The organism is Xanthomonas sp. NCPPB 901, from assembly GCF_056725085.1.
This window is the reverse complement of record NZ_CM161511.1, coordinates 486,038-510,000: the sequence shown is the minus strand read 5'-3', so window position 1 is coordinate 510,000 and position 23,963 is coordinate 486,038. Positions and strand designations below refer to the sequence as shown.

The 23,963-nt window shown below is 70.8% G+C and carries 22 protein-coding genes (1 of these 22 cut by a window edge); 12 read left to right on the top strand and 10 right to left on the bottom strand.

What is annotated here, in order from left to right; all coding sequences use genetic code 11:
• On the bottom strand, positions 1 to 9 hold the beginning of the coding sequence (gene tyrS, locus AC1PME_RS02195) for a tyrosine--tRNA ligase (protein WP_481097168.1). 1,203 nt of this gene lie to the left of the window's left edge; 9 of the gene's 1,212 nt are visible here — the first part of the coding sequence; the start codon lies at positions 7 to 9; its stop codon lies beyond the left edge, outside the window.
• A gap of 168 nt (positions 10 to 177) precedes the next feature.
• Here tyrS and AC1PME_RS02190 point away from each other — a divergent pair, with 168 nt between their 5' ends.
• Together AC1PME_RS02190 and AC1PME_RS02185 are read left to right on the top strand one after the other, a co-directional pair.
• Entirely contained in the window at positions 178 to 1,632 is a 1,455-nt protein-coding gene (locus AC1PME_RS02190; RefSeq protein WP_307548079.1) for a peptidoglycan DD-metalloendopeptidase family protein, read from the top strand.
• Positions 1,633 to 1,721: 89 nt separating this feature from the next.
• Positions 1,722 to 2,852, top strand: a complete 1,131-nt coding sequence (locus tag AC1PME_RS02185) for an anhydro-N-acetylmuramic acid kinase (protein WP_307548077.1) — start codon at positions 1,722 to 1,724, stop codon at positions 2,850 to 2,852.
• A 15-nt stretch (positions 2,853 to 2,867) separates the two neighbouring features.
• Here the strand turns inward: AC1PME_RS02185 and AC1PME_RS02180 are convergent, their stop codons facing one another.
• From AC1PME_RS02180 to AC1PME_RS02170, 3 genes are all read right to left on the bottom strand, one after another.
• Positions 2,868 to 3,095, bottom strand: coding sequence for a hypothetical protein (locus AC1PME_RS02180; protein ID WP_481097167.1), 228 nt, complete (start codon positions 3,093 to 3,095; stop codon positions 2,868 to 2,870).
• A 148-nt stretch (positions 3,096 to 3,243) separates the two neighbouring features.
• Positions 3,244 to 4,617: an AmpG family muropeptide MFS transporter gene (locus AC1PME_RS02175; RefSeq protein ID WP_307548072.1), complete on the bottom strand. Its 1,374-nt coding sequence runs from the start codon at positions 4,615 to 4,617 to the stop codon at positions 3,244 to 3,246.
• Positions 4,614 to 5,414: an exodeoxyribonuclease III gene (locus AC1PME_RS02170; RefSeq protein WP_481097166.1), complete on the bottom strand. Its 801-nt coding sequence runs from the start codon at positions 5,412 to 5,414 to the stop codon at positions 4,614 to 4,616. The genes AC1PME_RS02175 and AC1PME_RS02170 overlap by 4 nt, the downstream gene beginning before the upstream one ends.
• Positions 5,415 to 5,542: 128 nt before the next feature.
• Between AC1PME_RS02170 and pyrE the strand changes: the two genes are divergently transcribed.
• Together pyrE and AC1PME_RS02160 are read left to right on the top strand one after the other, a co-directional pair.
• Positions 5,543 to 6,202: an orotate phosphoribosyltransferase gene (gene pyrE, locus AC1PME_RS02165; RefSeq protein WP_254460073.1), complete on the top strand. Its 660-nt coding sequence runs from the start codon at positions 5,543 to 5,545 to the stop codon at positions 6,200 to 6,202.
• Between the two features lie 18 nt (positions 6,203 to 6,220).
• Entirely contained in the window at positions 6,221 to 6,883 is a 663-nt protein-coding gene (locus AC1PME_RS02160) for a hypothetical protein (protein WP_481097165.1), read from the top strand.
• Between the two features lie 48 nt (positions 6,884 to 6,931).
• On the opposite strand, the gene AC1PME_RS02155 is transcribed toward AC1PME_RS02160, so the two are convergent.
• Genes AC1PME_RS02155 through coaBC form a run of 3 tightly spaced genes read right to left on the bottom strand, consistent with a single transcriptional unit; the run spans position 6,932 to position 11,013 of the window.
• Positions 6,932 to 9,268, bottom strand: a complete 2,337-nt coding sequence (locus tag AC1PME_RS02155; RefSeq protein ID WP_481097164.1) for a phosphomannomutase/phosphoglucomutase — start codon at positions 9,266 to 9,268, stop codon at positions 6,932 to 6,934.
• Between the two features lie 15 nt (positions 9,269 to 9,283).
• Positions 9,284 to 9,754 carry a dUTP diphosphatase gene (dut, locus tag AC1PME_RS02150; protein ID WP_254460070.1) on the bottom strand — a complete coding sequence of 157 codons (471 nt, stop codon included), beginning with the start codon at positions 9,752 to 9,754 and terminating at the stop codon, positions 9,284 to 9,286.
• Positions 9,751 to 11,013: a bifunctional phosphopantothenoylcysteine decarboxylase/phosphopantothenate--cysteine ligase CoaBC gene (gene coaBC, locus AC1PME_RS02145; protein WP_481097163.1), complete on the bottom strand. Its 1,263-nt coding sequence runs from the start codon at positions 11,011 to 11,013 to the stop codon at positions 9,751 to 9,753. The genes dut and coaBC overlap by 4 nt, the downstream gene beginning before the upstream one ends.
• A gap of 96 nt (positions 11,014 to 11,109) precedes the next feature.
• Between coaBC and radC the strand changes: the two genes are divergently transcribed.
• The 7 genes from radC (at position 11,110) to AC1PME_RS02110 (ending at position 21,624) form a co-directional block, all read left to right on the top strand.
• A complete protein-coding gene (gene radC / locus AC1PME_RS02140; RefSeq protein WP_254460068.1) occupies positions 11,110 to 11,784 on the top strand; it encodes a RadC family protein in 675 nt (224 codons plus the stop codon).
• A 191-nt stretch (positions 11,785 to 11,975) separates the two neighbouring features.
• Entirely contained in the window at positions 11,976 to 13,664 is a 1,689-nt protein-coding gene (argS, locus tag AC1PME_RS02135) for an arginine--tRNA ligase (protein ID WP_481097162.1), read from the top strand.
• 15 nt (positions 13,665 to 13,679) lie between these two features.
• A complete protein-coding gene (locus tag AC1PME_RS02130) occupies positions 13,680 to 14,528 on the top strand; it encodes an SPOR domain-containing protein (RefSeq protein WP_481097161.1) in 849 nt (282 codons plus the stop codon).
• Positions 14,529 to 14,919: 391 nt separating this feature from the next.
• Complete coding sequence (locus AC1PME_RS02125; protein ID WP_254460065.1) at positions 14,920 to 15,675, top strand: SDR family NAD(P)-dependent oxidoreductase; 756 nt, start codon at positions 14,920 to 14,922, stop codon at positions 15,673 to 15,675.
• A 257-nt stretch (positions 15,676 to 15,932) separates the two neighbouring features.
• Positions 15,933 to 17,984: a TonB-dependent receptor gene (locus AC1PME_RS02120; RefSeq protein WP_481097160.1), complete on the top strand. Its 2,052-nt coding sequence runs from the start codon at positions 15,933 to 15,935 to the stop codon at positions 17,982 to 17,984.
• A gap of 255 nt (positions 17,985 to 18,239) precedes the next feature.
• The gene (locus AC1PME_RS02115) at positions 18,240 to 20,294 is read left to right on the top strand and encodes a TonB-dependent receptor (protein WP_481097159.1); all 2,055 of its coding nucleotides are present in this window, start codon (positions 18,240 to 18,242) and stop codon (positions 20,292 to 20,294) included.
• Between the two features lie 322 nt (positions 20,295 to 20,616).
• Positions 20,617 to 21,624 carry a pyridoxamine 5'-phosphate oxidase family protein gene (locus AC1PME_RS02110; RefSeq protein WP_481097158.1) on the top strand — a complete coding sequence of 336 codons (1,008 nt, stop codon included), beginning with the start codon at positions 20,617 to 20,619 and terminating at the stop codon, positions 21,622 to 21,624.
• 21 nt (positions 21,625 to 21,645) lie between these two features.
• Here the strand turns inward: AC1PME_RS02110 and AC1PME_RS02105 are convergent, their stop codons facing one another.
• Genes AC1PME_RS02105 through AC1PME_RS02095 form a run of 3 tightly spaced genes read right to left on the bottom strand, consistent with a single transcriptional unit; the run spans position 21,646 to position 22,945 of the window.
• Positions 21,646 to 22,200, bottom strand: a complete 555-nt coding sequence (locus AC1PME_RS02105) for a DUF4865 family protein (RefSeq protein ID WP_481097157.1) — start codon at positions 22,198 to 22,200, stop codon at positions 21,646 to 21,648.
• On the bottom strand, positions 22,197 to 22,595 hold the full coding sequence (locus tag AC1PME_RS02100; RefSeq protein ID WP_481097156.1) for a tautomerase family protein: 399 nt from the start codon (positions 22,593 to 22,595) through the stop codon (positions 22,197 to 22,199). Before AC1PME_RS02100 ends, AC1PME_RS02105 begins: the two co-directional genes overlap by 4 nt.
• Entirely contained in the window at positions 22,595 to 22,945 is a 351-nt protein-coding gene (locus AC1PME_RS02095; protein ID WP_254460059.1) for a carboxymuconolactone decarboxylase family protein, read from the bottom strand. The genes AC1PME_RS02100 and AC1PME_RS02095 overlap by 1 nt, the downstream gene beginning before the upstream one ends.
• Before the next feature lie 102 nt (positions 22,946 to 23,047).
• Here AC1PME_RS02095 and AC1PME_RS02090 point away from each other — a divergent pair, with 102 nt between their 5' ends.
• A complete protein-coding gene (locus AC1PME_RS02090; protein ID WP_481097155.1) occupies positions 23,048 to 23,953 on the top strand; it encodes a LysR substrate-binding domain-containing protein in 906 nt (301 codons plus the stop codon).
• The last annotated feature ends 10 nt before the right edge of the window (positions 23,954 to 23,963 follow it).

The following is a 23,963-nucleotide window of genomic DNA, read 5'->3' as shown; positions in this document are numbered from 1 at the left end:
CGTGGACAAAACAGGAACTCCGGCCAATGGCGTCAAGCAAGATGAATGGCGTTAAGAGCGAGTTAACCATGCAGCCAAGTGAAAATTCGAGCCGGCTCAATGGTTTGACGCGCTGTAGAACGATGTTTATGGTAGCCGAGTTTTGAGCTCGCGCTTCGGGCTCGTGAGGAAGCCTTGATGCCCAACAGTGATCAGGAACGCGCGCGCCGGCAGCGGTTCCAGCAACGCCTTCACGTTCTCCACGACACTGCGCTGCATCGCAAGTTGAAGGAACACCTTCCCGCCGGCCGCTGGACGCGCCGCCACTGGATCCACGCCAGCCTGTTCGCCACCATCGGCGCGATGGTCGCCACCATCGTCCCCGGCTTCTCCAACGCCATCGACGTGCCGCTGCAGACCACGCAGGCGACGCTGGCGTTGCCGTTGCCGCCGATCTCGCTGGCGCAGCAACAGCAGGCTGCCATCACCGACAACTGGCAGGTGGTGCGGATCGAGTCCGGGCAGACCCTGGGCTCGGTGTTCGAGAAGCTCGGCATCCCCGCCACGGTGATGCAGCGGGTGCTGGACCATCCGGGCACCCACGACGCGCTGACCAAGCTGCGCCCGGGCGCCGAGATCGGCTTCGACCTGGCGACGACGGGCGACCTGCGCGCCCTGCGCTTCGACCGCGATGCCACCCACCGGGTGGAGCTGTCGCTGTCGGGCGACGACATCAAGGAGAAGGTGATCGAGCGCGAGACCAGCACGCGCACCGTGGTCACCAGCGGCGAGATCACCAGTTCGCTGTACGTGGCCGCGCGCAAGGCCGGGCTGTCGCCGTCGGCGATCGCGACGATGACCGACGAGATCTTCAAGTACGACATCGACTTCGACAAGGACTTGCAGCCGGGCGACCGCTTCAGCGTGGTCATGGACGAGACCTGGCGCGAAGGCGAGCGCATCGACACCGGCAAGATCCTGGCGGCGACCTTCACCACCCGCGGCAAGACCTACAGCGGCTTCCGCTTCGAGCGCAGCGGCAAGCCGGCCGAGTATTTCGACGTGACCGGGCGGCCGCTGAAGAAGAGCTTCATCCGCATGCCGGTGTCCTACAGCCGCATCAGCTCCACCTTCGGCGCGCGCAAGCACCCGGTGCTGGGCACCATGCGCATGCACAAGGGCATCGACTACGCGGCGCCGACCGGCACCCCGATCATGGCCGCCGGCGATGCGCGGGTGCAGTTCGTCGGCACCCAGCGCGGCTACGGCAACGTGGTGATCCTGGACCACGGCAAGGGCTACAGCACGCTGTACGGGCACATGTCGCGCTTCGGCGGGATCAAGGCCGGCCAGCGCATCAACCAGGGCACGGTGATCGGCTACGTGGGCATGACCGGCATGGCCACCGGCCCGCACCTGCACTACGAATTCCGCGTGGACGGGGTGCAGCGCAATCCGGCCTCGGTGACGATGCCGCCGCCGACCCCGCTGGCCGGCGCCGAGCTGGCCGCGTTCCGCGCACAGACCTCGCCGGCGCTGGCGCGCATCCAGCGCGTGGAGAAGCTGATCTACGCCGATGCCGGCGAGCCGGCGGCGAAGAAGAAGAAGGTCGTCGCCTCGTCCAAGGCCGCCGCCTCGCACGACGCCGGCTGAGCGCCGGCGACCGCTTCCGCCGCACCGCGCATTGACGGGCGACGGCGCCTGGCCCACGCTGCGGCGCCGACCGCCGCCTGGTGCCCTGCATGCCCTCGCCTTCCGCCGTTCCCGACGACGCCCTGTTCCTGGGCCTGATGTCCGGCACCAGCGCCGACGGCATCGATGCCGCGCTGGTGCGCTTCGGCCATGACGGACGCCCGCACCTACAGCTGGGCCGCACCTATGCCTGGGCACCACAGCAGCGCGCGGCGCTGATCGCGCTGGGCGAAGGCGGCGACATCGCCTCGCTGGATGCGCTGGGGCAGCTCGATGCCGAGGTCGCGATCGCCTTCGCCGATGCTGCCCTGCGCCTGCTCGACGCCGCCGGCGTGGCGCCGGCCGCGGTCCGCGCGATTGGCTCGCACGGGCAGACCGTGCGCCACCGCCCGCTGGCCGATCCCGCCTTCACCTGGCAACTCGGCGACGGCAACCGCATCGCCGAGCTGACCGGCATCGCCACGGTCTGCGATTTCCGCCGCCGCGACGTCGCCGCCGGCGGCCATGGCGCGCCGCTGATGCCGGCCTTCCACGCGGCGATGCTGGGCGCCGCGCACGAGGATCGGGCCGTGCTCAATCTCGGCGGCATCGGCAACCTGACCCTGCTGCCGGCGCACGGTGCCGTGCGCGGCTTCGACACCGGCCCGGCCAACGCGCTGCTCGATGCCTGGTGCCAGCGCCATCGCGGCCAGCCCTACGATGCCGGCGGCGCGTTCGCCGCCAGCGGCGCGGTCGACGCCGGCCTGCTGCAGCGCCTGCTGGCCGATCCATGGTTCGCGCTGCCGCCGCCGAAGAGCACCGGGCGCGAGCAGTTCCACTTGCGCTGGCTGGAGGCTTGCCTGGAGACGCAGGCGCCTGCGCCGGCGGCGGTGCAGGCGACGCTGCTGGAACTGACCGTGGCGACCGTCGCCGATGCGCTGCTGGCGCAGCAGCCGGCGACGCGGCAGTTGCTGGTGTGCGGCGGCGGCGTGCACAACCCGCTGTTGCTGACGCGGCTACAGGCGCGGCTGCCGGGCGTGCAGGTGCAATCGACCCAGGCGCAGGGCCTGGACCCGGACTACATCGAAGCGATGGGTTTCGCCTGGCTGGCGCGGCAGACGCTGGCCGGGCTACCGGGCAACCTGCCGTCGGTCAGCGGCGCGCGCGGGCCGCGCATCCTCGGCGCGATCCACCCGGCCTGAGCGCGGCGCCGGGCCTCAGAAGCCGCTGCCGGCCGGCAGCGCGCGCAAGGCCGCGATCGCCTCCGACAGCGCATCCGCCTCGCGGTGCTCGAACCCGCTGCGCACGTCGTGCTCGCCGGAGAACAGGCCCTGTTCGATCAGCGCCAGCACCGCCTGGCGCTGGGTCCAGCCGCGCGCGACGGCGATGCGGCGGATGCGCTCGAGCAGGAACGGGTCGATATCGCGCAACACAAGGTCGCTCATGCGGACTCCCGGGCGGCGGCGCACCCGTGCGCCGCGGTCCATCATCCGTGCCTGCAGGCAGGCTTTCAATCGAGACGTCGACCGCGGCGGTCGATGGCGGGCACACGGGCTCGCAATTCGTCCATCCGACAAGGCCATCGGCCCCCGATCAAGACGGCGCGGCGATGGCGCGACGGCGCTGATGTACGATCAACAACGCACACAGGATCACCACGGGGATCGCCATCAGCGCGGTCCCGATGAAGAACAACGCATAGCCTTCCAGCAACGTGCGTCCCTGCGCCAGGGTCTGCACGCACCAGCCGGAAAAGCCTTTCAGCGCCTTGCCGGGCATGGCGTAGAACGAACTGAGCAGAGCATACTGGGTAGCGGTGTAGCCGATGCTAGTCAGGCTGGACATATAGGCGATCAACGCCGTCCCGGCGAAGCCGTTGGCGAAGTTGTCGATTGCCATCGCGGTGGCGAAGCGCGACAGGTCGGCGCCATCGTAGGCCAGCCAGGCAAACGCGAGATTCGAACATGGGCCCAGCACCGCGCCGACCAGCAACGCCGCCAGTACCCCCCAGCGCACCGACACCAAGCCAGCAGCGGCGATGCCGATGAACGTCGCCACCAAGCCCACCGACCCGCGGACGGCACCGACGACGTCTTCGGACAGGCCGATGTCGACGTAGAACGGGTTGGCCATGGGGCCCATCACGAAATCCGCCAGGCGGTAGACGCTGATTGCCAGCAACATCAGGATCGCGGCGCTGCGATGCTCGTGAAAGAACGCCACGAACGGACCTATCACCGCGTCGAACAGGCCGCGCGGCGTCCACAGCCGCGCCGTCTGCGCCTGCACCGCGGCCACCTCGCGCGCCGGTTCACGCGCCATCAGCACCGCAACCACGCCCACGGCCATCAGCGCCGCCATCACCTCGTAGGAAACCTGCCAGCCGACCCGCGCGGCGACCATCAGGATCAAGGCGTCGGTGACCAGCAGCGCGGAGCGGTAGCCCAGTGCCGACGATGAGGTCAGAAGGCCCAGTTGCTCGCTGTTGTCGGCGATCTCGATGCGCCAGGCGTCGATCACGATATCCTGGGTCGAGGAGGCGAAGGCGACCACGACCGCCATCGCCCCGAACACGGCGATGTGTTCCCAAGCCACGCCGAAGAACAGCAGGCTGCCGCCTTTGGGCTGGATCAGCGCCATACCGACTAGGCCCACCGCCACCACCACCTGCGACAGCAGCATCCAGCCGCGTCGGCGCCCGAGCCACCCCAGCAGCGGCACGTCGGTCTTGTCGACGATCGGGGCCCACAGGAACTTCATCGAGTAGGCCAGCCCCGCCCAGGACAGGAAGCCGATCGTGCTCAATTCAGCGCCTTCCTTACGCATCCAGAAGCCGAGCGTGTTGCCGACCAGGTACAGCGGCAGGCCGGAACTGAAGCCCAGCAACAGCATGGCCAGCACCTTGGGCTCGCGCAGATTGGCCAGCACCTGTTGCCAGGACCGGCGCGGCTTGGCGACCTCGCTCATGGCGTGTAATCCACCGTGAACGGCGCATGGTCGGAGAAACGCTGGGCGGTGTAGATGGAACAGCCCTGCAGGCGCTCGCGCAGGGTCGGGGTGACGAACTGATAGTCGATGCGCCAACCCACGTCGTTGGCCCGCGCCGCGCCGCGGTTGCTCCACCAGGTGTAGTCCTGGCCCTCCGGATGCAGCGCGCGGTAGGCGTCGACCCAGCCGCGACCGCTGGCCGGGTCGGCATCCTCGGCACGGTCGGCGCACAGGCCGTTGAGCCAGTCGCGCTCGGCCGGCAGGCAGCCGGAGTTCTTCTGGTTCGACTTCCAGTTCTTGATGTCCAGCGCCGAGCGCACGATGTTCCAGTCGCCGCACAGCACGTAGTCGCGGCCGCTGTGCAGCCATTCGACCAGGATCGGCCGCAGCCAGTCCATGACCTGGAACTTGTAGCCCTGGCGCAGCTCGCCGGAGGAGCCGGAGGGGATGTAGAAGGACACCACGCTCAGGTTGCCGAAGCGCGCCTCGAGGTAGCGGCCTTCCTCGTCGAACTCGGACCAGCCCAGCGCGGTGCGTACCTCGTCCGGTTCACGCTTGCTGTAGATGGCCACGCCGCTATAGCCCTTCTTGGTGCTGGCGTCGCGGAACCAAGCCCGGTAACCGTCCGGCAGGAACGCCGGCCCGGCCAGCTGATGCTCCTGCGCCTTGGTCTCCTGCACGCACAGCACATCCGCCTGCTGGGTGGTGAACCACTCGAAAAAGCCCTTGGTGGCGGCCGACCGCAGGCCGTTGGCGTTGAAGCTGATGATGCGCATGGGGGAGCCGGGAATGGGGAAAGGGGAATAGGGAATGGTGAAAAGCATAGCGGGTGTTCCGCCTTCGCGGTCCTGCTGGGGTACGCTTTGCCGATTCCCTATTCCCCTTTCCCCATTCCCGGCTCCCAATGACCGACTACCGGCAACGTTTCCTGCAACTGGCCCTGGACGCGGAGGCGCTGCGCTTCGGCGAGTTCACGCTGAAGTCCGGGCGCCTCAGCCCGTACTTCTTCAATGCCGGGCGCTTCGACTCCGGCGCCAGCATGGCGCGGCTGGCGGCGTGCTACGCCGATGCCGCCGACGCGGCCGGGCTCGACTTCGACCTGCTGTTCGGCCCGGCCTACAAGGGCATTCCGCTGGCCACGGCGGTGGCCTGCGAGTACGCGCGGCGCGGGCGCGACCTGCCGCTGGCGTTCAACCGCAAGGAGGCCAAGGCGCACGGCGAAGGCGGCAGCCTGATCGGCGCGCCGCTGGCCGGCCGCCGGGTGCTGATCGTGGACGACGTGATCACCGCCGGCACCGCGATCCGCGAGGCGCTGGGCATCATCCGTGCCGCCGGCGGCGAGCCGGCCGCGATCCTGGTCGCGCTGGACCGCCAGGAGATCGCCGCCGAGCACGACCGCCGCTCGGCGGCGCAGGCGGTGGCCGCCGAGGCCGGCGTTCCTGTGGTCTCGGTCGCGCATCTGGGCGACCTGCTTGCATTCATCGACGGAAACGCAGACCTTGTCGGCTTCCGCGAACCGCTGCTGGCCTACCGCGCCCGCTACGGTTGCGCTTCGTCTGGCTGACAGCAGGGGGCTGCCACGATGCCGATCCCGTCACGCAATCGCGTCCTGCCGGCGCTGCTGGCCGTGCCGGCCGCCGCGCAGCAGGCGCCGGCCCCGTCCAAGAAGCTGTATTGCTGGAACCAGGGCGGGCAGCGCACCTGCAGCGACGCGCTGCCGCCGGAGGCGGTGAACCAGGCACGCGACGAGTTCAACGCCAGCAGCGGCATGCGCAGCGCCGCTGTCGGGCGTGCGCTGAACGCCGAGGAACGCGCCACAGCCGCCGCCGATGCCGCGCAGCAGCGCGCCGACCAGGCCGCGCTGGAGACCCGCAAGCGCACCGACCAGGCGATGCTGCTGTCGTACCAGACCGAGGACGAGCTGCGCCGGGTGTTCGCCGAGCGCATCGGCATCATCGACAACAACATCAACACCGCCCGCTACAACGTCGACAGCCTGCGCCAGGGCCTGGTCGGCCTGCTCGCCAGCGCCGGCGCGCGCGAGCTGGCCGGGCAGAGCGTGCCGGCCAAGACCACCGACGACGTGCAGCAGCGGCATCGCGCCTTGCTGTGGCAGTTGCGCATGCAGAAGAACTTCGAGCAGCAGCGGCTGGGCCTGGATCAGGAGATCGAGGACGCGCTGCAGCGCTACCGCGCGGCCAGGGGCGCCGGCCCGGCAGCGGCGGCGACCACCGCCGGCGGCTGAGCCGGCGCGCAGCCCCGCGCCTGGCCGAGGCCGGGCGCGTGAGCCCCCTCAGAAGGTCGGCGCCAGGCCCGGCAGCAGCGCCTGCAACTGGGCGCGGAACAGCGCCTTGATCCGTTCCAGCGCCGCCGCCGTGTCGGCCTCGAAGCGCAGCACCAGCACCGGCGTGGTGTTGGAGGCGCGCACCAGGCCCCAGCCATCGGGGAAATCGGCGCGCAGGCCGTCGATGGTCAGCAGCCGCGCGCCGGCGAACGGCGAGTCCTCCTGCTGCGCCTGGGCGACCAGGTCGGCGACCAGCGCATGCGCGTCCTGCCCGTCCACCGGCAGCTTGATCTCCGGCGTGGCCACGCTCTCGGGCAGTTCGGCCAGCACCTCCGAGGGCGCCTCCTCGCGCTGGGCCAGGATCTCCAGCAGCCGCGCCGCCGCGTACAGGCCATCGTCGAAGCCGTACCAACGTTCCTTGAAGAAGAAATGGCCGCTCATCTCGCCGGCCAGTTCGGCGTCGGTCTCGCGCATCTTCGCCTTGATCAGCGAGTGCCCGGTCTTCCACACCAGCGGGCTGCCGCCGTTGCGCAGCACGTAGTCGGACAGCTTGCCGGTGCACTTGACGTCGTAGATCACCAGCGCGCCGGGATTGCGTTGCAGCACGTCGGCGGCGAACAGCATCAGCAGGCGGTCCGGATAGATCACCGCGCCGTCCTTGGTGACCACGCCGAGGCGGTCGGCGTCGCCGTCGAAGGCCACGCCCAGGTCGGCGTCGAAGCGCCGCACGGTCTGCACCAGGTCCTCCAGGTTGTGCGGCTCGCTGGGGTCGGGATGGTGGTTGGGGAAGGTGCCGTCGACATCGCAGTACAGCGGCACGACCTCGGCGCCGATCGCCTCCAGCAGCCGCGGCGCCAGTTCGCCGCCGACGCCGTTGCCGGCATCGGCCACGACCTTGAGCGGGCGGTCCAGCTGCACGTCGTCGGCGATGCGCTGGATGTAGTCGTCGCCGACGTCGCGCTGCTGCAGCCGGCCCGGTTCGTCGGCCACCGGCAGGCGGCCGGCGCTGATCCGCGCATGCAGGTCGGCGATGGCCGCGCCGGACAGGGTCTCGCCGCCGACCACGATCTTGAAGCCGTTGTAGTCGGCCGGGTTGTGGCTGCCGGTCACCGCCACGCAACTGCCGGCGCGCAGGTGGTAGGCGGCGAAGTACACCACCGGGGTCGGCGCCAGGCCGATGTCGGTGACATGGCAGCCGGCGCGGCGCAGGCCTTCGATCAGCGCGGCCGATAGCTCCGGCCCGGACAGGCGGCCATCGCGGCCGACCACCACCTCGTTGAGCCCCTGCTCCTGCATCACCGCGCCGATCGCCTGGCCGATCAGCGCCGCGACCTGCGGGCTGAGGTCGCGGCCGACCACGCCGCGGATGTCGTAGGCGCGGAAGATCCCCGGCGCCACCGTGAACGTCGGCACCGGCCTGGGCGGCGCGGCCTCCTCGGTGGCCGGTGGCGGCGGCGGGGGCGGCTCCTGGCGTTGCAGGCTCTGCTGCAAGGTGTGCTCTTCGACGGCCGCCGCGCCGGCGCGACGCACCCGCGGCTGTGGCAGGCGCCCGCGCGCGGCCAGCAACAGCAGCGCGCCCAGCACCGCGCACAGGCCGGCGACCAGCAGGCAGGGCAGCGCGTCCAGCCCCAGCGGACCGGCTTCGGTATCCGGCAGCGAGGCGACCATGCGCAGGCCGCTGTCGCCGACCGGGCGCGACAGCGCGTCGGCGCGGTCGTGCAGCGCAGTATTGCCAGCGGCAACCACGTCGTAGTTGCCCTGGCGCAGGGCCAGGTAGCCGGTGCCGGGCACCGACGCCTGCGCGACCGGGTCGGTCAGCAGCGCCAGCGGCAGGCGCAGGTAGACCACCCCGGCGTTATCGCCCAGCGACACCGGCGCGGCCAGCCCCAGGCGCGGGCCGCCGCCGTCGCGGATCACCGCGCTGGCGAGCTTGTCGGTCAGCAGGGCCTGCTCCAGCAACGCCAGGCGGCCGTAGCCGAAGCGCGGCGCATCGGCGTAGCCCGGCTCCAGGTCGGCCGGCAGCACCTGCGCATCCTCGGCCTGCGGCCAGTCCGCACGCAGCGACTGGGCGGCGGCCGCGGCGTCGCCACGGCGCAGGGCCGCCTGCACGGCCGGCTGCTGCAGGCGCTCGGACAGGCGTTTGCCCACGCCCGCCAGCGCCTGCTGGGTCTGCGCCACCGCCGCATCGCGGGCCTGCTCCAGCGTGGCGGCGGCCTGCTCGGCCCGCCATTGCTCGACCCCGCTCCAACCGAACCAGACGACCAACAGCACCAGCAGCACCGTCAGCAGAGGCGCCACCTTGCGCAAACCGTGCGGCACCGACCGCGCTTGTGTTGCCTCGCTCATGCAGACGATCCCCTGTCAGCGCACTCCGGTATGGCCGAATCCACCCGATCCCCTGGCGCTGTCGGCGAAAGTATCCACCACCTGCAGGGCGACGCGCACAACCGGCATCACCACCAGTTGCGCGATGCGATCGCCGGGGGCGATGGTGAAGTCCTCGCGGCCGCGGTTCCAGACGCTGATCAGCAGCGGTCCCTGGTAATCGGCATCGATCAGGCCGGTGCCGTTGCCGAGCACGATGCCGTGGCGGTGGCCCAGGCCAGAGCGCGGCAGCACCACCGCGCACAGCTGCGGATCGGCAATGTAGATGGACAGGCCGCTGGGAATCAGCGCGGTGTCTCCCGGGGCCAGGGTCAGCGGCGCCTCGGTGGCCGCGCGCAGGTCGAGCCCGGCGCTGGCTTCGGTGGCGTAGTCGGGCAGCGGCCAGCTGTCGCCGAAGCGCGGATCGAGCAGCTTGACCTGCAGCGGATAGGGCGTGGGAGTGCTCATGCGTGCAGCCTCTGCGCGATCAGGTCCAGCAATTGTTCGGCCAGCTGCGTCTTGGAGACCGCCGGGAAGTCGCGTTCGCCGTCCTGCCAATAGGCGGTGGCCGCGTTCTGGTCGCTCTCGAAGCCATTGCCGGCCACCCCCACCCGGTTGGCCACGATCAGGTCCAGGTGCTTGTCGGCGAGTTTGCCACGGGCGTAGCGCTCGATGTCGTGGGTCTCGGCGGCGAAGCCGACCACCAGCTTCAGCGCCTGGGTCTGCGCGGCGACCTCGGCCAGGATGTCCGGGGTCCGGGTCAGCTCCAGGGTCAGGGTCTCGCCGCTCTTCTTGATCTTCTGCGCCGCCACGTGTTTGGGCGTGTAATCGGCGACCGCGGCGGTGCCGATGTAGACGTCCGCCGGCAGCGCGCCGAGCACCGCCTCGCGCATCTGCGCGGCCGAGCGCACGTCGATGCGCTGCACGCCGTCGGGCGTAGACAAATGCACCGGGCCGCTGACCAGCACCACCTCGGCGCCCTGCCGGGCCGCGGCCGCGGCCAGCGCGTAGCCCATCTTGCCGCTGCTGCGGTTGCCCAGGTAGCGCACCGGATCCAGGTCTTCGTAGGTGGGGCCGGCGCTGATCACCACGCGCAGCCCGCGCAAGACGCCGGTGCCGGTGCCGGAACGCGACGGGACGGCGGCGGCGGTCGGCGTGGCGCCCTGGCTCGCACCGCCCGCCAGCGCGGCGACGATCTGCTCGGGTTCGGCCAGGCGGCCGGGGCCGGACTCGCCTTCGGCCAGCGGCCCGTCGTTCGGGCCGACCACCTGTGCGCCGCGCGCGCGCAGGGTGGCGATGTTGGCCTGGGTGGCCGGGTGCAGCCACATGCGGTGGTTCATCGCCGGGCACAGCGTCAGCGGCGCGGTGCTGGCCAGGCACAGCGTGCCCACCAGATCGTCGGCCAGCCCATGGGCCAGCCGCGCCAGCAGGTCGGCGGTGGCCGGCGCCACCACCACCTGCTCGGCCCAGCGGGCCAGCTCCAGGTGGCCCATCGCCTGCTCCGCCCCGCTGTCCCACAGCGTGGTGCGGGTGAGCTGGCCGGACAGCGCCTGGAAGCTCAGCGGAGTGACGAACTGCTGCGCGCCGGCGGTCATCGCCACCTGCACTTCGGCGCCGGCCTCGCGCAGGCGCCGCACCAGTTCCAGCGCCTTGTAGGCGGCGATTCCCCCGCCGACGCACAACAGCACACGTCGCCCCTGCAGGGGCCTCTCGAAAATCGGGGTCACGTCGGGAATGTCCTACCCATACAAGGACGATTAGCTTACCCGATGGCTTTTGGCGGCCTGATACCGTTGTGCCATGTCGGCCGGCACCCTGGCGATATGCACATCTCCGACTGGCCCTGCGAAGAACGTCCCCGGGAAAAACTGCTGGCGCGCGGTCCCCGGGCCCTGTCCGACGCCGAACTGCTGGCGATCTTCCTCGGCTCCGGCCTGCCCGGCAGCGACGCGGTGCGCACCTCGCGCGAGCTGCTGCACCGGCACGGGCCGCTGCGCACCCTGCTGGACCTGTCGCCCGGCGACCTGGTGCGCCTGCCCGGGCTGGGGCCGGCGCGGGCCTGCCAGCTGTCGGCGGCGCTGGAACTGGGCCAGCGCCACCTGGCCGCGGAACTGCAGCGCGGCGACACCCTCAGCAACCCGATCACCGCCGGCCGCTACTTCGCGCAACGCCTGCGGTCGCGGCCGTACGAGGTGTTCGCCGCCTTGTTCCTGGACACCCGGCACCGCTGGCTGGCCTTCGAGGAACTGTTCCAGGGCACCCTGGACGGCGCCGAGGTGCACCCGCGCGAGGTGGTCCGGCGCGCGCTCACGCTCAACGCCGCGGCGGTGATCATCGGCCACAACCATCCGTCCGGAAACCCGGAACCCTCGCCCGCCGACCGCGCGGTCACCCAGCGGCTGAAACAGGCGCTGGACCTGATCGACGTGCGCCTGCTCGACCACTTCATCGTCGGCGACGGCGTGCCGGTGTCGATGGCCTCGCGCGGCTGGGCCTGAACGGGTGCGCATGGCGGGCCGTGCCGGGGGGGCGCCGGTCCCGGCAGGGCCGGCCCCGGCCCGCGCAGGCGCAGGCGCCGCGGGCCCCGGAGCCGGCGCGGCGCACGGCTGAGGTCGGGCTGAACCCGGGACGGGCCGGGAGGCGGCGGGTCGGGTAAAATCGCCGGTTCCGCGCTTCAAGCAGAGATCTCGTGAAATCCCAACTCCGCGCCCTGATCGGTCAAGGCATCGAAGCCTTGCGCGCCAATGGCACCCTGCCGGCCGACACCCTGCCGCCGGACTTCGTGGTCGAGCGGCCCAAGACCCGCGAGCACGGCGACTTCGCCACCAACGCGGCGATGCTGCTGGCCAAGGCCGCGCGCACCAGTCCGCGCGCCCTCGCCCAGCAGCTGGTGGACGCGCTGCCGGCCAACGACGACGTGAGCCAGGTCGAGATCGCCGGCCCCGGCTTCATCAATTTCCACCTCGGCCCCGGCGCCTACCAGCGCGAGGTGCTGACGGTGCTCAAGCAGGGCGAGGACTACGGCCGCAGCCTGGTCGGCAACGGCCGCACCGTGGGCGTGGAGTACGTCTCGGCCAACCCGACCGGGCCGCTGCACGTCGGCCACGGCCGCGCCGCGGCCATCGGCGACTGCCTGGCGCGCCTGCTCGAGGCCAACGGCTGGAACGCCAAGCGCGAGTTCTACTACAACGACGGCGGCAACCAGATCGAGAATCTGGCCCGCTCGGTGCAGGCGCGCGCCCAGGGCAAGACCCCGGACAGCCCGGACTGGCCGGAGGAAGGCTACCGCGGCGACTACATCCAGGACGTGGCCGACGCCTACCTGGCCGGCGCCGCGGTGGACCTGGAGGGCCACGTGGTCACCGGCGCCAGGGATCCGCAGGACCTGGACGCGATCCGCCGCTTCGCCGTGGCCTACCTGCGCAACGAGCAGAACCACGACCTGGCCGCGTTCGGCGTGGATTTCGACATCTACTTCCTGGAAAGCTCGCTGTACCGCGACGGCAAGGTCGAGGAGGCGGTGCAGAAGCTGATCGCCTCCGGCCACACCTACGAGGACGGCGGCGCACTGTGGCTGAAATCCACCGATTTCGGCGACGACAAGGACCGGGTGATGCGCAAGTCCGACGGCACCTACACCTACTTCGTGCCGGACGTGGCCTACCACCTGAGCAAGTGGCAGCGCGGCTACGTGCGCGCCATCACCGAACTGGGCGCCGACCACCACGGCTCGCTGGCGCGGGTGCGCGCCGGCCTGCAGGCGATGGACCTGGGCATCCCCAAGGGCTGGCCGGAGTACGTGCTGCACCAGATGGTGACGGTGATGCGCGGCGGCGAGGAAGTGAAGCTGTCCAAGCGCGCCGGCAGCTACCTGACCCTGCGCGACCTGATCGAGGAAGCCGGCCGTGACGCCACGCGCTGGTTCCTGATCGCGCGCAAGCCCGATTCGCAGCTCACCTTCGACATCGACCTGGCCCGCCAGCAGAGCAACGACAATCCGGTGTTCTACGTGCAGTATGCGCATGCCCGCGTGTGCAGCCTGCTGCGCCAGGCGCAGGAGAAGAAGCTGGACTACGACCAGGCCGATGGCCAGGCGCAACTGAACCGGCTGAACGACGCGACCTCGCTGGAACTGATGCAGGAACTCTCGCGCTACCCGGAAGTGGTGGAGAATGCGGGGCATGCGCTGGAGCCGCACCTGATCGCGCAATACCTGCGCGAACTGGCCACGGCCTTCCACACCTGGTACCACGGCACGCCGGTGCTGGTGGACGACGCCGGCGAGCGCAACGCCAAGCTGACCCTGGCGGTGGCGGCGCAGCAGGTGCTGGCGAACGGTCTGAATCTCCTGGGCGTTTCGGCCCCGGAAAAAATGTGAGTGGAGAAGCGGTAAATGGCAGCACGACGCGGTAAGACCCAGGCCCGACGCAACACCGGCAACGGCACGCCCGGGTGGGTGTGGCTGATCGCCGGCGCGGCGATCGCCGCGGTGGTGTTCCTCGGCGCGCCGGGCCTGTTCAAGAAGGACGGCGACTTCCTGCGGGTCAGCGGCCCGCGCGCCAATCCGGACGCGCAACCGGCGCCGGTGGCCGATGCCGACGTCGATGCGGCCCCGGACCTGCCCAAGCCCGCCGCCAACGCGGCCGGCAGCACCAAGCCGGAGGCGAAGAAGGACGCGCAGACCCAGTACGACTTCTACACCCTGCTGCCCGGCAAGGAAGTGCAGATGTCCGACGCCGAACTGGCCGCCAGCGCGCGCGCGGAAGCGGCCCGCCAGGCCAAGGCGCAGGCCGCGGCGGGTGCGACTGCCGCCGCGACCGGCACCACGCCGGCAGCGGCCACGGCCGCGCCGACCGCGACCGCGGCCAATCCGACCCCGCTGCCGGAAACGCCGAGCGCGGTCGCCGGCACCAGCGCCGCCGCGGCCGCCGCCAAGCCTGCGGCCGCCACGGCAACGCCGGTCGCGACCACCGCCCCGGCCGCTGCAGCCGCGGCGGCCGCGCCCGACACCGCGCGCTACATCCTGCAGGCCGGCTCGTTCGGCGCCTCCGGCGACGCCGAGTCGACCAAGGCCAAGCTGGCGATGCTGGGCCTGTCGGCACGCGTGGAATCGGCGCAGATCAGTGGCAAGACCGTCTACCGCGTGCGCATGGGGCCCTATGGCACCGCCAGCGAACTGGCCGAGGCCAAGCAGAAGTTGAACGGCAGCGGGCTGTCGGCGATCGCGATCAAGGCGCAGTGAGGCTGGGAGTCGGGAATCGGGAGTCGGGAATGGGAGAAGCGGGATCCGTGCCGCTTTTGCCTTCGCGTGCATGCATGCGGCGTCGCCGCTGACGTTGCGCTGCGCCGCCTTGCCAGGGCGCTGCAGGTCACCGGCGCTGTGCTGCCCGTGATCGCGAGCAGGGCGCAGTAGCGCCGGGAATCGGGATTCGGGAATGGGAAGAGCGAGTGCTCGCCCGTTCCGTGAGGCGTGCGGGTGCGGGACCGCGCGTGGGGGGCGTGCGCGACGCCGCCGCAGCGGCCGTGATCGCGCGCATGCGGTGATTCGCCGCGAGCGCAAGGCGGTGTCGACACCCTGCCGCCGCATTTGCTTTTACCATTCCCGATTCCCCCTCCCGATTCCCGGCCCCCCAATGACCCAGACTGCCCTGATCACCGGCGCCACCTCCGGTTTCGGCGCTGCCGCCGTGCGCCGCTTCGTCGACGCCGGCTGGCGCGTGATCGCCACCGGCCGCCGCGCCGAGCGCCTGCAGCCGCTACTGGACGCCTTCGGCGCCGAGCGCGTGCACATCGCCGCCTTCGACATCCGCGACACCGCGGCGCTGGACGCGATGCTGGCGGCGCTGCCCGAGGCGTTCCGCGGCATCGACCTGCTGGTCAACAACGCCGGCCTGGCGCAAGGCACCGCGCCGGCGCAGGCCGCGCAGCTGGACGACTGGCGCACGATGATCGACACCAACATCACCGCACTGGTGACGCTGACCCATCGCCTGCTGCCGACGCTGATCCAGCGCCGCGGCGCGATCATCAACATCAGCTCGGTCGCCGCGCTGTATCCCTACCCCGGCGGCAACACCTACGGCGGCACCAAGGCCTTCGTCAGCCAGTTCTCGCTGGGCCTGCGCTCGGACCTGCACGGCACCGGCGTGCGCGTGACCGCGATCGAACCGGGCATGGCCGAGACCGAGTTCACCCTGGTCCGCACCCATGGCGACCAGAAGGCCTCGGACACGCTCTACCAGGGCGCGCAGCCGATGACCGCCGAGGACATCGCCGAGCAGATCTTCTGGGTGGCGACGCTGCCGCCGCATCTGAACATCAATCGGCTGGAAATCATGCCGGTGACGCAGTCCTTCGCCGGCTTCCAGGTCGCGCGGCAACCGGCCTGAACGGCCGCGGGGCCGCCACGCCCGGCCCCGCCACGTCCCTGCGCTCCCACGCCCTCGCGGCAAGAAGATTCCCTGCCGCCGCACGGCGGAGGCCGGCGCCGCTCGCACCGGCCGAGTGGCGATTCCGACATTTCCTTAACGAAATGATATAACATTACTTCACTGGAGCCGGGTTCGTGGATCGGACCGCGCACCACCCGCTCGCCTGCAGCCCCGCCGCTGCCGCCAGCCTCCCGCCCCCTTTGCCTGCAGACACCATGAAGACCTACACCCATGCCCTCGCCGTGCTGGCCGGGCTCGCGGCCGGCGACGGCGCCGCGCAGACGTCGACCGACACCACCACCACCCTCGGCACCGTGGAAGCGCGGCGCCACAGTGCCGCCTCGCTGTCCACCCGCAACATCCTCAGTTCGGTCGACGTACTCGGCAGCGAACAGATCGGCGACAAGAACGTCATGAACAGCTGGGAGCTGCTCGGGCAGATGCCCGGCATGCAGCTCACCGAAACCCGGCAGGGCGCCGAGTCCGGCAAGGTCACCTTCCGCGCCTTCAACGGCGAGGGCTACATCAACGGCATCAAGGTGCTGATCGACGGCGTGCCGAGCAACGTCAACAGCGGCAACCAGCGCTTCATCGACATGATCTTTCCGCTGGAGATCGCCTACATCGAGGTGGTGCGCGGCACCAACGATCCGCGCTACGGCCTGCACAACATCGGCGGCAACCTCAACATCGCCACCCGCCAGGGCGGCGACTACCAGGACCTGCGGCTGAGCTACGGCAGCTTCGCCACGCGCGAGCTGCAGTACGCCGTCGGTCACGAGGCCGACGGCCTGGCGCAGAACTATTTCGTCGGCGCGCAGGCCGCGCATGGCTATCGCGCGCACGACACCTCGCGCAAGTACACCCTCGGCGGCAAATGGTTCTACGGCGAAGACGACGATGCCGCGCGCATCGGCCTGATCGCCCGTGCCTACCACCACGAGGCCGACGAACCGGGCTTCCTCACCGCCACGGAACTGGCCGATGACCGCGAGCAGTCGCCGCCGAAGAACGCCAACGACGGCGACGACCGCGACATGCGCCAGGCCAGCGTGCATGCCGACTTCAAGCTCGGCGACGGCCTGCACCTGCGCAACACGCTGTACGTCAACCGCTATGAGGACGACCGCCGCGTCACCTTCACCAGCTACCCGGTGGGCAACGCGCCGCGGCAACGCCGGCAATGGGACGAGACCCAGACCGGCCTGCTCAGCACCGTCACCTGGCAGGCCAGCGAGCTGCTGAGCGTGGAAGCCGGCGTCAACGCCGAGCACCAGGACAACCGCTACCGCCGCGCGCGCTACGCCTACAGCGTGCCGACCGACTTCGACCGCGCCCCGGCCCGCGTGCAGAACGACGACCGCTACAGCCTGGACAATCTCGGCCTGTACCTGCAGGCGGTGCTGCAGCCGACCGATGCGCTGAAGATCGTGCCGGCGTTCCGCGCCGACCGCTTCTCCGGCGAGACCGCGCTGCTGGGCGGCGTCCATGCGCCGCTGCAGCGCTACGGCTGGATCAACCAACCCAAGCTCAGCGTGATCTACGCCCTGACCCCGCAGCTGAGCGTGTATGCCAACTGGGGCCGCACCTTCCAGATCCTCACCGGCTCCACCGCGCCGGCGTATCTGACGCCCGGCCAGCCGGCGTTCCGGCCCTCGATCAATACCGGCAAGGAACTGGGCCTGAAACTGCAGCCCGTCGCCGGCACCGAGGCGCGGGTCGCGGTCTGGCGCCAGGACGCCACCGACGAAGTGGCCAACATGCCCAGCACCGGCACCACGGTCGGCCTCGGCCAGACCCGACGGCAGGGCGTGGACCTGCAACTGAGCACGCAACTGGGCGAACGCTGGACGGCGTGGATCTCGCACGCGATCCAGGAAGCCAAGGTGGTCAGCGCCTACACCGCGGCCGGCGAATCGCTGCGCGGGCGCGAGGTGTTCTCCACGCCGCGCTACATCAGCAACGTCGGCCTCGACTACCGGCCCGATGCGCGCTGGAAGCTCGGCGTGCAGGCGCGCGCGCAGGGCGACTACTACATCGACGAGCGCAACGCCCAGGGCAAGTACGGCGGCTTCCGCGTGGTCGACGCCAGCGTGCGCTACCAGTTCAGCCCGCGCACAAGCCTCGACCTGCAGGTCAAGAACCTCACCGACGCCCGCTACGCCTACGTCTGGTACGACAACTTCTTCTGGGGCGGCAACGACCAGCCGATGTTCTCGCCAGCGCCGGGCCGCTCGGCCTACCTCGGATTCGAACTGCGGCTGTAGCGAGCGCCAGCGACGCCCGGTCCGCCGCGGCCGCGCCAGGGCGTCTGCCTGCGCGGGGGAGCGGCCCTCTGCACATGCCGCTCCCCCGCGCATCGGTGCGCGCCGGCAGGTGGCGCGGACAGCCGCGATTTTCCCTGCGAAATCGCTTAACATCGCCTTCACGGAGCGACGTACGCCCAGCGTACCGAACAAGCAAGCCCCGCAACCTCGCCGTTGCCGCCAGCCCTCCGCTGTCCCCACTTGCTTGCAGGCCCCATGAAGATCGATTCCCTTGCCCTGGCCGTGTTGGCCGGGCTTGCCGCCGGCCATGCCGCCGCGCAGACCCTGACCTCCGAAACCACCACCACCCTGGGCACCGTGGAGGCGCGGCGCGCGACCGCCGCCTCGCTGTCCACCCGCAACATTCTCAGTTCGGTCGACGTGCTCGGCAGCGAGCAGATCGGCGACAAGCAGGTCATGAACGGCTGGGAGTTGCTGGGCATGATGCCCGGCGTGCAGCTCACCGAGATCCGCCAGGGCGCCGAATCCGGCAAGGCCACCTTCCGCGCCTTCAACGGCGAGGGCTACCTCAACGGCATCAAGATCCTGATCGATGGCGTGCCGAGCGATGCCAACAGCGGCAACCAGCGCTTCACCGACATGATCTTCCCGCTGGAGATCGCCTACATCGAGGTGGTCCGCGGCACCAACGACCCGCGCTACGGCCTGCACAACATCGGCGGCAACCTCAACATCGCCACCCGCCAGGGCGGCGACTACCAGGACCTGCGGCTGAGCTACGGCAGCTTCGCCACGCGCGAGCTGCAGTACGCCGTCGGTCACGAGGCCGACGGCCTGGCGCAGAACTATTTCGTCGGCGCGCAGGCCTCCAACGGCAGCCGGGCGCACGACAGCGCGCGCAAGTACACCCTCGCCGGCAAGTGGTTCTACGGCGGGGACGACGACGCCGCGCGCATCGGCCTGATCGCCCGCGCCTACCATCTTGAGGCCGATGCGCCCGGCTTCCTCACCGCCGCGCAACTGGCCGAAGACCGCGAGCAGTCGCCGCCGCAGAATGCCAACGACGGCGGCGACCGCACCCTGCGCCAGGCCAGCGTGCACGCCGACTTCAAGCTCGGCGACGGCCTGCAGCTGCGCAACACGCTGTACGTCAACCGCTACGACGAAGAACGCCGGGTCACCTTCACCAGTTACCCGGTCGGCAACGCGCCGCGGCAGCGCCGGCAATGGGACGAAACCCAGACCGGATTGCTCAGCACCGTCACCTGGCAGGCCAGCGACCTGCTGAGCGTGGAAGCCGGACTCAACGCCGAGCACCAGGACAACCGCTATCGCCGTGCACGCTACGCCTACGCGGTGCCGACCGATTTCTGGAGCGCGCCGGCACGCGTGCAGAACGACGACCGCTACACGCTGAACAACCTCGGCCTGTACCTGCAGGCGGTGCTGCAGCCGACCGACGCGCTGAAGATCGTGCCGGCGTTCCGCGTCGACCGCTTCTCCGGCGACACCACGCTGCCGGGCGGCATCCATGCGCCGCTGCAGCGCTATGGCTGGATCGACCAGCCCAAGCTCAGCGTGATCTACGCCCTGACCCCGCAGCTGAGCGTGTATGCCAACTGGGGCCGCACCTTCCAGATCCTCACCGGCTCCACCGCGCCGGCCTACCTGACGCCGGGCCAGCCCGGCGTGCGGCCGTCGATCAACACCGGCAAGGAACTGGGCCTGAAACTGCAGCCGACGGCGGGCACCGAGGCGCGCGTGGCGGTGTGGCGCCAGGACGCCACCGACGAGGTCGCCAACAACGTCAGTTCCGGCACCACTGTGGGCCTGGGCCAGACCCGGCGCCAGGGCGTGGACCTGCAACTGAGTACGCAACTGGGCGAGCACTGGACGGCGTGGATCTCGCACGCGATCCAGGAAGCCAAGGTGGTCAGCGCCTACAACGCCTCGGGCGAATCGCTGCGCGGACGCGAGGTGTTCTCGGTACCGCGCTATATCAGCAACGCCGGCGTCGATTACCGGCCCGACATGCGCTGGACGTTCGGCGTGCAGGCCCGCGCGCAAGGCGACTACTACATCGACGAGCGCAACGCCCAGGGCAAGTACGGCGGCTTCCGCGTGGTCGATGCCAGCGTGCGCTATCAGCTCAGCCCGCGCACAAGTCTCGATCTGCAGGTCAAGAACCTCACCGACGCCCGCTACGCCTACGTCTGGTACGACAGCTTCTTCTGGGGCGGCAACGACCAGCCGATGTTCTCGCCGGCGCCCGGGCGTTCGGCCTATCTCGGGTTCGAACTGCGGCTGTAGCGCGCCTCGACTCACCTGCATCCGCCACAGCCTGCTGCGTAGGAGCGGCTTCAGCCGCGACGGGCTCGACCGGGGCCGCCCCCGTCGCGGCCGAAGCCACTCCTACAGGACCATCCCGGAGTGATGAGAGGTGCCCGGTAGCGGCGTTTGCATGGCCAAGATGGCCGCGCAGTCGTCGGACGCGCCGTCTTCGCTGCATGTGGTACGGTTCCAGGCGTCGCCAGCCATCGCGCAAGCCTTCCGCTCGTTCACCGGAGTGCCTTGCGATGCTCTCTCCTTCTCCGCTCGACCACGTCGCCCTTCCCTTGCGGGAGCCGCGGCGATGACCGACTTCATCACCGACGCGGCACAGCTGCAGGACTGCGTGGGCCGCCTGCCCGGCCCGCGCGACATGAAGGTGATCGACCACCTGGATGTGCACGCACTGCGCTGGCTCGCCGCCAGTCCTTTGCTGTTCGCCGGCGTTGCCGGCCAGCGGCTGACGCTGAGCGCCGGCAGCGGCGCGCCCGGCTTCGCGCGCGGCGACACCCCGCATCTGCTGTCGATTCCGCTGCAGGCGCTGGACGCGGCGGACACCCAGGTCGGGGCCGGCGTCGGTTCGCTGTTCCTGGTGCCCGGCCTGGGCGAGACCCTGCGGATCAACGGCCGCATCGCCGGCGACGACGGCGCGCGGTTGTTCGTCGCCGTCGAGGAATGCTATCTGCACTGCGCCAAGGCGCTGCTCCGCGCCGACTGGTGGCGTGCCGCGGACCCGCACGAGGATGCGTCGGCGGACACGGTCGAGCGGTTTCTCGCCAGCTGCCGGCTGCTGGTCCTGGCCACCGCCGATGCCGAAGGCCGCGTCGATGTCAGCCCGCGCGGCGATCGTGCCGGGGCCTTGCTGCAGGCCCACGGCGATGCCTGGTGGTTCGCCGACCGGCCGGGCAATCGCCGCGTCGACAGCCTGGGCAATCTGCTATCGCAGCCGCAGATCGCGCTGCTGGCGCTGCGCCCGGGCAGCGCGCGCTGCGTGCGCATCGAAGGGCTCGCCCGCCCCAGCACCGACGCGGCGATCCGCACTGCGCTCGCGGTCGATGGACGCGTTCCGCATCTGGCGGTGCGGGTGCTGCCGGCGGTGCTCGACGACACCCGCAGCCCCGCGCTGGGCCGCTTCGACAACTGGCCGCCCGCCGCCATCGCACACGAGCTGGACCCGCCGGCGATCTTCCGCGACCACGTCAGGCACAGCGGCGAGCGCGGCGCCCAGGCCACGCTGCTGCGTGCGGCGGTCTCGGTGCCCGGCGTGGTCCGCAAGGGCCTGCAGACCGACTACAAGAAGAACATGTACTGAGCGTGCAACGCCGCCGCCGGCTTACCCGGTGGCGTCGATCGCGCCGGGTACGCTGATGTGATGCACGGCATAGCGCTGTGCCTGGTCGTCTGCCGCCGGCGGGTCGCGCCACAGGCGAAACCGCAGCCGCGTCCATCCCTGCGGTTCGTAACCGCGCACCGTGGCCAGCACGCGTTCGCTCGGCGCGTGCCCGTCGTCGGTGTCGTGCTCCAAGGCAAGCGAGGGTGCCTCAAGCTCACGGGTGGCGTAACGCGCCGTGCGCAGCGCCGCCGACGTCCACGCCGTCCCGACCATCCACGACTGCACCGCCGGGCGGCCGAAGGCCTCGCACAACGCGGCGAACGCGGGACCGGCGAGGAACGCATGCATCGCCGCCGCATCGCGCCACAGATAGAACGGCGCATACAGGTTCTGCCGGCCGGGCAGGACCGGATCGCGGCGATCGGCGACCAGGTAGGCCTTGAATCCCAGCCCCGGCAGCGTGTCCAGCAACGGCCCCTTGTCGGCGATGCGGCGGCGGATGATCGCCATGTCGTAGTCCGCCGGCAAGGCGATGCTGTACTGCATGGCGATCATGCCGGCGCTCCGCTGGCGGCGATGCCGGCGCGACCGCCGCCGAAGGACCAGTCCTGCGCGTCGGTGGTGACGATGGTGACCATCACGTCCTCCGGCGCGATCCCCGGCGCGATCGCCAGCAGCTCGACCAGGCGCCGGTAGAACGCCTGCTTGCAGGCGGCGCTGCGTTCGCGGCCGGCGGTGATGGCGATCAGCACGAAGCCGGCCGAGCGCGGCCCGCCCAGGTAGTGGCGGTCGAACACCAGTTCGTTCGGGTCGTGCTGGTGGATGACCTGGAAACAGTCGCCGGCCGGCACCTCGAAAGCCTCGTGCATGGCCTGGTAGAGGCTGGCCGACAGCGCGCGCAGGTAGGCGGGCGTGTTGCCGCGCAGCAGCGAAACGCGGGCGTACGGCATCAGCGCGCCTCCGTCGTGGCCGGCCGCGCCGCGGCGGCGGCGCGCAGCAACGGCAGCGCCGACGCCGCGCACGGCCAGCCGGCGTAGAAGGCCAGATGGGTGATGGCTTCGGCCAGGGCCTCGCGGTCGAGCCCGTTGTCCAGCGCGCGCGCCAGGTGAAACGGCAACTGCTCCAGCCGATACAGCGCGACCAGCGCGGCCACCGTGACCAGGCTGCGTTCGCGCGGCGACAGCCCCGGGCGCTGCCACACCTGGGCGAACAGCACCTCGTCGGTCAGGCGGGCGAACGCCGGCGCGATGTCGCCGAACGCGGCCTGGGGAGAGGGAAAAGGCGTGCTGGGGTCGGACATCGGGAAGGCCTCGCATGGGGAACGGGCACAGCCTAGTCGCGCACAATCTTCCGAAAAATCGGAAAATATCGAAACGACCATCCGGAAAAGCAGGATCGACCGATGCGCCCCACCACCTTCGACCTCGACGCGCTGCGCAGCTTCGTCGCCGGCGTGGAGCTGGGCAGCTTCGCCAAGGCGGCCGACCGCCGCGGGCGTTCCACCTCGGCGATCAGCGCGCAGTTGAAGAAGCTGGAGGAGCAGGCCGGGCAGCCGGTGCTGCGCCGCCAAGGCCGCGGCCTGGCCCTGACCGAGGCCGGCGAAGCGTTGCTGGGCTACGCGCGGCGGCTGCTCGAGCTCAACGACGAGGCGGTCGTGGCCCTGCAGGACACCGCGCTGCAAGGCTGGGTGCGGCTGGGGCTGCAGGAGGACTTCGGCGAGCACATGCTGCCGGACGTGCTGGGGCGTTTCGCCCGCGCCCACCCGCAGGTGCGGATCGAAGCGCGCATTGCCCGCCACCAGGAGCTGCTGACGCGGGTGGAGGCCGGGCAACTGGACCTGGCCCTGGCCTGGGAATCCGGCGCCGCGTCGGCGCACTGTCAGGCGCAGGCGCCCTGGCCGCTGCGCTGGATCGCCGCCGCACCCGGCCTCTCGTCCGCACTGGCCTGGAGCGGCGACGCGCCGCTGCCGCTGGTGATGCTGGAAGCGCCGTGCCTGTTGCGCAGCGCCGCGACCACCGCACTGGACCGCGCCGGCATCCCGTGGCGCATCGCCTTCACCAGCGCCAGCCTCGCCGGCGTGTGGGCCGCGGTCCGCGCTGGCTTGGGCATCACCCTGCGCACCCCGGCCGGCGTGCCGGCCGCACTGACCCTGCTGGCGCCCGGCGCCGGCGGCCTGCCGACGCTGCCGGCACTGGGGCTGACCCTGCATCGCGCGGTCGCCACGCCGCCGCCGGCGGTGGCGCGACTGGCGGAGATCGTGCAACAGCGCCTGCAGGCGGCACATGCGGCACTGGCAGCGCGCGGATGAGGACGTAGCG